This window comes from Rhodopseudomonas sp. AAP120, from assembly GCF_001295845.1.
GTDB lineage: Bacteria > Pseudomonadota > Alphaproteobacteria > Rhizobiales > Xanthobacteraceae > Rhodopseudomonas.
The window spans coordinates 43108-49729 of record NZ_LJIC01000089.1; the positions used below are offsets into that span (position 1 = coordinate 43108).

6 protein-coding genes and 1 pseudogene are annotated in these 6622 nt (G+C 64.9%); 5 read left to right on the forward strand and 2 right to left on the reverse strand.

The window, feature by feature from the left end:
• Window positions 1-4: 4 nt before the first annotated feature.
• Window positions 5-1483, reverse strand: coding sequence for a pyruvate kinase (locus IP86_RS14745; protein WP_054163285.1), 1479 nt, complete (start codon window positions 1481-1483; stop codon window positions 5-7).
• 220 nt (window positions 1484-1703) lie between these two features.
• Here IP86_RS14745 and IP86_RS14750 point away from each other — a divergent pair, with 220 nt between their 5' ends.
• From IP86_RS14750 to IP86_RS14770, 5 genes are all read left to right on the forward strand, one after another.
• Window positions 1704-2051, forward strand: coding sequence for an ArsC family reductase (locus tag IP86_RS14750; RefSeq protein ID WP_082364017.1), 348 nt, complete (start codon window positions 1704-1706; stop codon window positions 2049-2051).
• Between the two features lie 199 nt (window positions 2052-2250).
• Window positions 2251-3006 carry an ABC transporter ATP-binding protein gene (locus IP86_RS14755; RefSeq protein WP_054163286.1) on the forward strand — a complete coding sequence of 252 codons (756 nt, stop codon included), beginning with the start codon at window positions 2251-2253 and terminating at the stop codon, window positions 3004-3006.
• The gene (locus tag IP86_RS14760; RefSeq protein WP_054163287.1) at window positions 2999-3745 is read left to right on the forward strand and encodes an ABC transporter ATP-binding protein; all 747 of its coding nucleotides are present in this window, start codon (window positions 2999-3001) and stop codon (window positions 3743-3745) included. The genes IP86_RS14755 and IP86_RS14760 overlap by 8 nt, the downstream gene beginning before the upstream one ends.
• Before the next feature lie 51 nt (window positions 3746-3796).
• Window positions 3797-4660, forward strand: coding sequence for a branched-chain amino acid ABC transporter permease (locus IP86_RS14765; RefSeq protein WP_054163297.1), 864 nt, complete (start codon window positions 3797-3799; stop codon window positions 4658-4660).
• Between the two features lies 1 nt (window position 4661).
• On the forward strand, window positions 4662-5633 hold the full coding sequence (locus IP86_RS14770; protein ID WP_054163288.1) for a branched-chain amino acid ABC transporter permease: 972 nt from the start codon (window positions 4662-4664) through the stop codon (window positions 5631-5633).
• 110 nt (window positions 5634-5743) lie between these two features.
• Here the strand turns inward: IP86_RS14770 and IP86_RS29110 are convergent.
• Window positions 5744-6622, reverse strand: a pseudogene (locus tag IP86_RS29110) (hypothetical protein); the annotation flags it as partial.

A 6622-nucleotide genomic window follows, 5' to 3' on the forward strand; every position in this document is an offset into this window, starting at 1 on the left:
GCTATCAGCCCCAGCTCTGCAGCTTGCGCAGTTGAGGTGTCTTCTTGTGCTGATGGACGGCCATGCGGCCCAGCAAGTTGTCGAGTTCGGTGATCGCCTTGAACAGGTAGGGCCCCTTGTTGAGCATCACGCATTCGGCGCGCGCCGCCATCGCCGCGTCGGTCATCTCGCCGCGTGAGGGCGTGCCTTTCTTGACCAGTTGCTCCAGCACCTGCGTGGCCCAGATCACCGGGACGTGCGCGGCTTCGCCGATCCACAGGATCTCCTCCTGCATTTCGGCCAGACGGGCGAAGCCGATTTCCACGGCGAGATCGCCGCGGGCGATCATCACTGCGGTCGGCTGCCGGCCGGCCGCCTGCACCAGAATGTCCGGCAGATTGGCGACCGCTTCGGGCGTTTCGATCTTCAGCACCAGCGACAGCCGCCGCCAGTCCTCCGGGCGGCGCTCGGCAAGGGCGGCCTGCAGCGTCTCCACGTCGGCGACGGACTGCACGAAGGAAAACTCGATGCCGTCGGCATGTTCGGCGACGAAGTCGAGATCGTCGCGGTCTTTCGCGGTAAGCGCCGGAATGTCGAGCAGCGTGTCCGGGAAGTTGAGGCCTTTCTCCGGCTTCAGCCGCAGACCTTTGTCGGACGTCGAGGTGACCCGGCCGACTAGGCCCCAAGAGGTCTTGCGTTCGATCCGGATGCAGAGCTTGCCGTCGTCGACGAATACCCGCGCGCCGACCGCGCTGTTGATCAACGGATCGCTCAGCGTGCATTCGATCGCGAAATGATCCTCGGCGAGATCGATGCGGTGAAACGCGCCCTCGGCCACGATCGCGATCAGGTCGCCGGTCAGGATGCGCTCGCGGCCCTCTGGAGCACGTGCGGCACCGGTGCGGATCTTCGGGCCGGCGATGTCCATCAGGATCTTCATCCGGTGGCCGGTGGTCTCCTCGGCGACGTGCAGATGATTGATCATGCGCTGCCATGCGGCCGCGTCGTCATGCGCACAATTGATCCGCACCGCCTCGACCTTGCGCTCGGCGAGCCGGAGCATGAACGACGGGTCATCCGCGGCCTCGCTTGGGCAGGTGACCAGCAGGGCGGTCGCGCGGCCGCTCGACGCAGCCCCGAACATCTCCTCGCTGCGCTGCGCGAGCTCGTGTTCGCCGGCAAAGAACTGGTGGAGGGACGGCCGAACGGATCGTGGTTCGCCGCAAAGCTCGGCGAGCGTCGCTCGGACCGCCAGCAATGTCGGCATCACCCGACTTTCCAGACGGCCCAGTGAGGACAGCCCGAGCGCCGCAAGCGCCCGCTGCAGCGGCCGCAGATCGTGGCGGCGCAGCGCCAGATAATGCGCCAGATTGGCAGCACTCGGGGCGAAGCCCTTTCGCTCGATCTTGTCGGCCCAGGCCTCGACGCGCGGGCGGCTGTCGGCCTCGATATCGGCGATCAGCCGGTCGAGTTTCTGCTTCAGGCGCTCGATTTCGGTCGACATGGCGTGGCTCGCTTGATCAGGCGCGGCCGGAACGGACCGCGTCAGCCCGCTCTAGGAGCCGTCGATGTAACTCCTGTGACAGCGAGAGCGCTCCGCTCTGCGACCTTATGCTCATCCCGGCATGGTCGCGGCGCCGGGCTCCAGCGATTCGGTCGCAGCGCTTGACGGAGCGGGGGCGCTCGGCCTGAATATGCCGTTGCTGCGAACCTGAGGTTTCCGCTTGTCCGTCACCATCTTCGGCATCAAGAACTGCGACACCATGAAGAAGGCCCGGGCCTGGCTCGACGGCCATGGCGTCGCCTACGACTTCCACGACTACAAGGCTGCGGGCATCGACCACGCGCACCTCGCGCGCTGGGCCAAGCAGGCGGGCTGGGAGACGCTGCTCAACCGCGCCGGCACCACCTTCCGCAAGCTGCCCGATGCCGACAAGGAAGGGCTGACCGAATTCAAGGCGATCGCACTGATGCTGGCGCAGCCGTCGATGATCAAACGGCCGGTGCTGGAACATGGCAAGACGCTGCTGGTCGGGTTTCGGCCGGAGGCTTATGAAGAGGCGTTCTCCTGACGGACCGGGCTTGTTGTCCACACGGATCGCTCACTAACGCTGGCCTGCATTGCATCTTGCGCACGGCTGGCGAATAGCGGCATAGTCCGGCCCAGAAAGACGGGTCGGACCGCCTGCCAGGGCGCGCGACACCGGACAGCAACAAGAATTCGGCCGCGGATGTGCCTCCGCCGCGGGACCGGGCAGGGGGAAGCTCTCATTGGCCGATGACATCATTCTCGAAACGCACGGGCTGACGAAGGAGTTCGCGGGCTTCTTTGCGGTTCGCGACGTCAATCTGCGCGTGCGCCGCGGACATATCCATGCGCTCATCGGCCCGAACGGCGCCGGCAAGACCACCTGTTTCAATTTGCTCACGAAGTTCCTGCATCCGTCGGCAGGCAAGATTCTCTACAAAGGCCAGGACATCACCGCGACGGCACCGGCCGATGTGGCGCGTCTCGGTCTGGTGCGGTCGTTCCAGATCTCGGCGGTGTTCCCGCATCTGACGGCGCTGGAAAACGTGCGCGTCGCGCTGCAGCGCCAGCACGGTCATTCGTTCGATTTCTGGCGCTCCAAGAGCGTGCTCGACCGCTACAACCAGCGGGCGCGTGAATTGCTCGACGATGTCGGGCTCAGCGAATTCGCCGAGATTCCGGCGGTCGAAATGCCGTACGGCCGCAAGCGCGCGCTGGAGATCGCCACCACGCTGGCGCTCGATCCGGAGATGATGCTGCTCGACGAGCCGATGGCCGGCATGGGGCACGAGGACATCGACAAGATCGCCGCGCTGATCAAGCGGATCTCGGCGAAGTACACCATCCTGATGGTCGAACATAATCTCAGCGTCGTCGCCAATCTGTCCGACGTCATCACCGTGCTGACGCGCGGCCAGGTGCTGGCCGAAGGGAACTACAAGGACCTGACCCAGGATGCTCGGGTGAAGGAAGCCTATCTCGGAGCGGGTCATGGTTGAGGCGACGACTTTGGACCGGACAGCGCTCGCGGCCGGCGGCAATGCGCTGCTCAACGTGCGCGATCTGCAGGCGTGGTACGGCGAGTCCCACATTCTGCACGGCATGAATTTCGAGGTGCGCACCGGGGAAGTGGTGACGCTGCTCGGCCGCAACGGCGCCGGCAAGACCACGACGCTGAAGTCGGTGATGGGCATCATCGGCAAGCGCACCGGCACCGTCACCTTCGACGGCCACGACATCAGCCGGGCGTCATCCGACAAGATCGCTAAGCGCGGCATCGCATTCTGTCCTGAAGAACGCGGCATCTTCGCCAGCCTCGACGTGCGCGAGAATCTGATGCTGCCGCCGCAGGTGCGGCCGGGCGGATTGTCGCTCGAGCAGATCTTCGAGCTGTTCCCGAACCTCCGCGAACGGCTGAAGAGCCAGGGCACCAAGCTGTCGGGCGGCGAGCAGCAGATGCTGGCGATCGCCCGCATCCTGCGGACCGGCGCGCGCTTTCTGATGCTGGACGAGCCGACCGAAGGTCTGGCACCAGTGATCATCCAGCAGATCGGCCACACCATCGCGCGACTGAAGAAGGAAGGCTTCACGATCCTGCTGGTGGAGCAGAACTTCCGCTTCGCCTCCACGGTGGCCGACCGCTACTACGTGGTCGAGCACGGCAAGATCATCGACGGCTTCGCCAATTCGGAACTCGAAGCCAACATGGACAAGCTGCACACCTATCTCGGCGTCTGACGCCGCTGACGTGACTTCTCGCTGAGAGCTGGAAACCCTATGTCGATCAATATCCAGGCCTTGTTGGCGCAGCTTCTGGTCGGGCTGATCAACGGCTCGTTCTATGCGCTGCTGAGTCTCGGCCTTGCCGTGATCTTCGGCATGCTGAACATCATCAACTTCGCCCACGGCGCGCTGTATATGATGGGCGCGTTCTGCGCCTATTTCCTGCTGAACCTGTTCGGCATCGGCTATTGGTGGGCGTTGATCCTGGCGCCGCTGATCGTCGGCGCGTTCGGCATGCTGATGGAGCGGACGCTGCTGCAATGGCTGTCCGGGCTCGATCATTTGTACGGATTGCTACTGACCTTCGGTGTCGCGCTGATCATTCAGGGGCTGTTCCAGAACTATTTCGGCTCGTCCGGTCTGCCTTACGCGATCCCCGAGGAATTGCGCGGCGGCATGAATCTCGGCTTCATGTTCCTGCCGATCTATCGCGGCTGGGTCGTGGTGTTCTCACTCGTGGTCTGCCTGCTCACCTGGTACCTGATCGAGCGGACGCAACTCGGCGCCTATCTGCGCGCCGCGACTGAAAATCCGACGCTGGTGCGTGCCTTCGGCATCAACGTGCCGCGGATGATCACGCTGACCTACGGGCTCGGGGTCGGGCTCGCGGCGCTCGCGGGCGTGCTGTCGGCGCCGATCAATCAGGTCCGGCCGCTGATGGGCGCCGACCTGATCATCGTGGTGTTCGCCGTGGTGGTGATCGGCGGCATGGGGTCGATCATGGGCTCGATCATCACCGGCTTCGCACTCGGCGTGATCGAAGGCCTGACCAAGTATTTCTACCCCGAGGCGTCCAACACCGTGGTGTTCGTGCTGATGGTGCTGGTGCTGCTGGTGAAACCCTCGGGGCTGACGGGACGGGCAACCTGACATGACGACGATGACACAGACTTCCGTTCCCGCCACCACCCGCCGCCCGGTGCGCGACGAGATGATCGCCTTCGGGCTGATGACGGCCGTGCTGGTGATCGTGCCGTTCACCGGGGTGTATCCATTCTTCGTGATGCAGGGGCTGTGCTTCGCGCTGCTGGCCTGCGCCTTCAACCTGCTGATCGGCTATGGCGGCCTGCTGTCGTTCGGCCACGCGATGTTTCTCGGCACCGCGGGCTATGTCAGCGCCCATGCGCTCAAGGTGTGGGACCTGTCGCCGGAACTGGCGATCGTGGTCGGCACCGCAGCGGCGTTCGGGTTGTCGGTCATCACAGGCCTAATCGCGATCCGCCGACAGGGCATCTATTTCGCGATGATCACGCTGGCGCTGTCGCAGTTGCTCTACTTCATCTATCTGCAGGCGCCGTTCACGCACGGCGAAGACGGCATCCAGGGCATCCCGCAAGGCAAGATGTTCAAGGTCATCGACCTGCAGAACGCCACCACGCTGTATTTCGTGATCCTGGCGGGCTTCCTGCTCGGGTTCCTGATCATCTACCGGGCCATCAACTCGCCGTTCGGTGAGGTGCTCAAGGCGATCCGCGAGAACGAGCCGCGCGCGATCTCGCTCGGCTACAAGACCGACCAGTACAAGCTGCTGGCCTTCATCCTGTCCGGCACGCTGGCCGGCTTTGCCGGCGCGCTGAAAGTGTTCGTGGCGCAGAACGCCTCGCTGACCGACGTGCACTGGTCGATGTCGGGTGAAATCGTGCTGATGACGCTGGTCGGCGGGCTCGGCACCATTTTCGGACCCGTGGTCGGCGCTTTCGTAATCATCGCCATGCAGCAATATCTCGCCGGCTTCGGGCAGTGGGTGACGGTGATCCAGGGCGTGATCTTCGTCGCCTGTGTGCTGACCTTCCGCCGCGGCATCGTCGGCGAGATCGGCCACTACTTCAAACGGTCGCTGTAAAGTCGGCTTGGGTCGATCCGGCGGCTAGTCGGCCAACAGGCAAAAAGACAAAGCCGCCGCGCAATGGCCTTGCGCGGCGGCTTTTTGTTGGTCGTGCCCGGCGGTGTGCCCTAAGCCTTCGGGGAGGGCCCGTAGACCACTGGCTCGAGCGGAAGCTCTGCCGCGGTGGCGTGCTGGACCGCAGCGGGGGCTTCGCGCCGCGCGCGCTGCGGTCTCTTCCGGGGCTTGGTAAGCTCGACGGCCTCGCTCATCAGCTTCTCGACGTCGGCGGTGTAATTCGGGGACGAACTGCCCGCAGTGTCGGGGAGACTGACCTCAGCAGGAGACACAGGCGGCTCCCGCCGCTCGGCGGCAGTCAATGGTTGCTCTATTGAAGTCTCGGAAGCGACGACTTTGCCGGAGATCTGCTCCGGCTTCTGCTCGGGCTCGGGCAGCTGCGGCTCGGCAACAGCCGGGCTGACAGGAGTTCCCGAAGGCACGATCGCCTGATCGTTCGCCGCCGGCCTTACGGTCTGGCTCGGTACGTGGGCCGTGTCGGCCGAGTCCAGCTCGACGGTCGGGACTGACGCCGCCTCGGATCGAACGGCGTTCGACGAAGCCGCGCGGCGGGGGGGCATCGGCGGCAGATCGGCCGGGGGCTCTGTGACCGTCAACGCTTCTCGGACGAGTTCGTTGACCTCAGCATCGGCCATGGCCGCCGGGGATTGAGCCATCATATCCGGCGCAACCTGTTCGACGGCAGGCCGAGCCGCCGGCGCGCTGTTCCGTGCGATGACGTCTTCGCGTGTCTCCGCATCGTGCAGCATCGCCGCGCGACGGGGCGCGCTGCGTCGCGGCCGGATCAGGGTGCGGACGTCGAGATCGTTGGGGACGTAGTCGGGTTGGTCGTGATCGGGCTGGGCATCGTCGACCGCGTAGCCGCGCGCGGCCAACGGCGCGGCGCGGCCGCGAGCCGGTTCATAGCGCGGCGAAGCCTCGCCATCGGCGGG

Bases quoted from the DNA above. Each gene is read 5' to 3' on its own strand.
- IP86_RS14745 (WP_054163285.1), bottom strand. From the start codon at position 1,483: ATGTCGACCGAAATCGAGCGCCTGAAGCAGAAACTCGACCGGCTGATC.
- IP86_RS14760 (WP_054163287.1), top strand. From the start codon at position 2,999: ATGGTTGAGGCGACGACTTTGGACCGGACAGCGCTCGCGGCCGGCGGC.
- IP86_RS14770 (WP_054163288.1), top strand. From the start codon at position 4,662: ATGACGACGATGACACAGACTTCCGTTCCCGCCACCACCCGCCGCCCG.